This is a genomic window from Pseudomonas sp. GM78 (assembly GCF_000282475.1).
In the GTDB taxonomy this organism is placed as follows: Bacteria; Pseudomonadota; Gammaproteobacteria; order Pseudomonadales; family Pseudomonadaceae; genus Aquipseudomonas.
Map to the genome: position 1 here is coordinate 1 of NZ_AKJF01000104.1, position 2226 is coordinate 2226.

Sequence of the window (2226 nt, forward strand, 5' to 3'; positions counted from 1 at the left end):
GCGATATGTTTGTCGTTTGAGCATCCGACTCAAGACGCTATGCTGCCCGACACCACCTCCGACCGAGACGTCGCCATGTCCACCCCGAGCATGACCCTGTACCACAGCCCCCTTTCCCCCTTCGTCCGCAAAGTCATGGTGCTACTGCACGAAACCGGTCAACAGGACCGCGTCGCCCTGCAAAACTGCGTACTCACGCCCGTCGACCCGGACCAGACCCTGATCGACGACAACCCCCTGAGCAAGATCCCCGCCCTGCGCCTGGCCGATGGCAACGTCATCCACGACAGCCGGGTGATCCTCGACTACCTCGACCACCAGCACGTCGGCAACCCGCTGATCCCCCGCGAAGGCTCGGCCCGCTGGCGGCGCCTCACCCTCGCCTCCCTGGCCGACGGCATCATGGACGCCGCGGTGTTGGTCCGTTACGAAGTCGCCCTGCGCGCCCCGGAAAAACACTGGGACCAATGGCTCGACGGCCAGCGCGACAAAATCCGCCGCGCCCTGGCGCTGCTGGAAAAAGATGCGATGGCCGAGCTGACCAGCCATTTCGACATCGCCGCGATCGGTGTAGCCTGTGCCTTGGGTTATCTGGATTTGCGCCATCCGGACCTGGACTGGCGCTCGGCGAATCCGCAGTTGGCGGGGTGGTACTTCGAAGTGAGTCAGCGGCCTTCGATGTTGGCCACAATGCCGAAGGTTTGATGTAGCTGCACCAGCACCCTATCAGTTCTGATAGTGGGCAAATGCTGAAAAAACTCCGATGCTGAGGGTTCGGCTCCATCGACCTCTCTCGGAGTTTCAGCCAATGCCTACGCATTCACGCAATACAATCTTGCTGGCAACCGATCAACAGCGCTCGGTCTTGAGCGCCCTGAACGCGCATGGGCCTCACCCCATCGCTTACACAGCGTACGGTCATCGCCCAGCCGAAAACGGCTTGCTCAGCCTGCTCGGGTTTAATGGCGAACTACCGGATCCGCTGACCGGGCATTATCATTTGGGGAATGGTTATCGGCAGTTCAATCCGGTATTGATGCGGTTTAATAGCCCCGACAGTTGGAGTCCGTTTGGCAAGGGTGGTTTGAATGCGTATTGTTATTGCTTAGGGGATCCAAGGAACCGCATAGATCCTGAAGGGCACGCATCCGGTCCAATAGGACGATTTTTTTCAAGGATGCTTGGGTTTCCGGTGCCTTCTAGAAAAGATGCTGTAATTGCAGCAATAAAAAATAATAAAAAGAACTTTGCTGCACACTCCATTTTCGCCCCCATAGTTTCATTACCGTCCGCCAACGCCAAACAGTTTACAAAATTCGAGCGGACAAAGTATCTCGCGAAAAAAATTGACAACAAGGTCCATTTCATAGAAGCATATAAAAATGATTATGTAGAATTTACTTCCTCTCGACATGTCACTCTTGGAAAAAAAGGAAAATTCTACGCCGAACCTCCTCAATTAATTCAGATCCAAGCTAATAGCAACGCCGACACCCTAACTAAAAAATATGTCAACTCTTTAAATACTTACATGAAAGAAAAAAACAGGTCTATGCTCGCATCGAGCATATTCGAAACCTTGGCTCCCAGCCATGGAAAATTGACTGCAAAAGATGTAAACCTTTACAATGCAGCCTCAATGTTATCAGATATACGCTTGACCTAAGTTTTACTTCGAGGGCGATGACAAGGGAAGGATAAGCAGCGAATAAGGGGACGAATAAGGAAGGAATAAGGGGACGGATCTATTTAAACCTAAACAGATCTGTCCCCTTCACTCTGGAAAAAGATGCGATGGCCGAGCTGAGCAGCCATTTCGACATCGCCGCGATCGGTATGGCCTGTGCGCTGGGTTATCTGGATTTGCGCCATCCGGACCTGGACTGGCGCTCGGCGAATCCGCAGTTGGCGGGGGGTATTTCGAGGAGTCAGCGGCCTTCTATGCTGGCGATGATGCCGAAGGTTTGATGTAGCTGCCCCAGCACCCTATCAGTTCTGATAGTGGGCAAACGCTGAAAAAACTACGATTCTGATGGTTCGGCTCCATCGACCTCTCTCGGAGTTTCAGCCAATGTCTACGCATTCACGCAATACAATCTTGCTGGCAACTGATCAACAGCGCTCGGTGTTGAGCGCCCTGAACGCGCATGGGCCTCATCCCATCGTTTACACAGCGTACGGTCATCGCCCAGCGGAAAACGGCTTGCTCAGCCTGCTCGGGTTTAA

2 protein-coding genes and 2 pseudogenes are annotated in these 2226 nt (G+C 53.5%); all 4 read left to right on the forward strand.

The features are described 5' to 3' along the window. The first annotated feature begins 75 nt into the window (after positions 1–75). Complete coding sequence (locus tag PMI35_RS13795; RefSeq protein WP_032831684.1) at positions 76–705, forward strand: glutathione S-transferase; 630 nt, start codon at positions 76–78, stop codon at positions 703–705. 103 nt (positions 706–808) lie between these two features. Then, positions 809–1666 (forward strand): RHS repeat-associated core domain-containing protein, encoded by an 858-nt coding sequence (locus PMI35_RS35350; RefSeq protein WP_008060770.1) that lies wholly within the window; start codon positions 809–811, stop codon positions 1664–1666. A 113-nt stretch (positions 1667–1779) separates the two neighbouring features. Continuing rightward, positions 1780–1968: pseudogene (locus tag PMI35_RS34025) on the forward strand (glutathione S-transferase C-terminal domain-containing protein); the annotation flags it as partial. Between the two features lie 124 nt (positions 1969–2092). Then, positions 2093–2226: pseudogene (locus PMI35_RS35355) on the forward strand (RHS repeat-associated core domain-containing protein); the annotation flags it as partial.

What these genes read in the sequence shown, in the direction of transcription:
- PMI35_RS13795 (WP_032831684.1), top strand. Translation starts at nt 76, where the DNA reads ATGTCCACCCCGAGCATGACCCTGTACCACAGCCCCCTTTCCCCCTTC.
- PMI35_RS35350 (WP_008060770.1), top strand. Translation starts at nt 809, where the DNA reads ATGCCTACGCATTCACGCAATACAATCTTGCTGGCAACCGATCAACAG.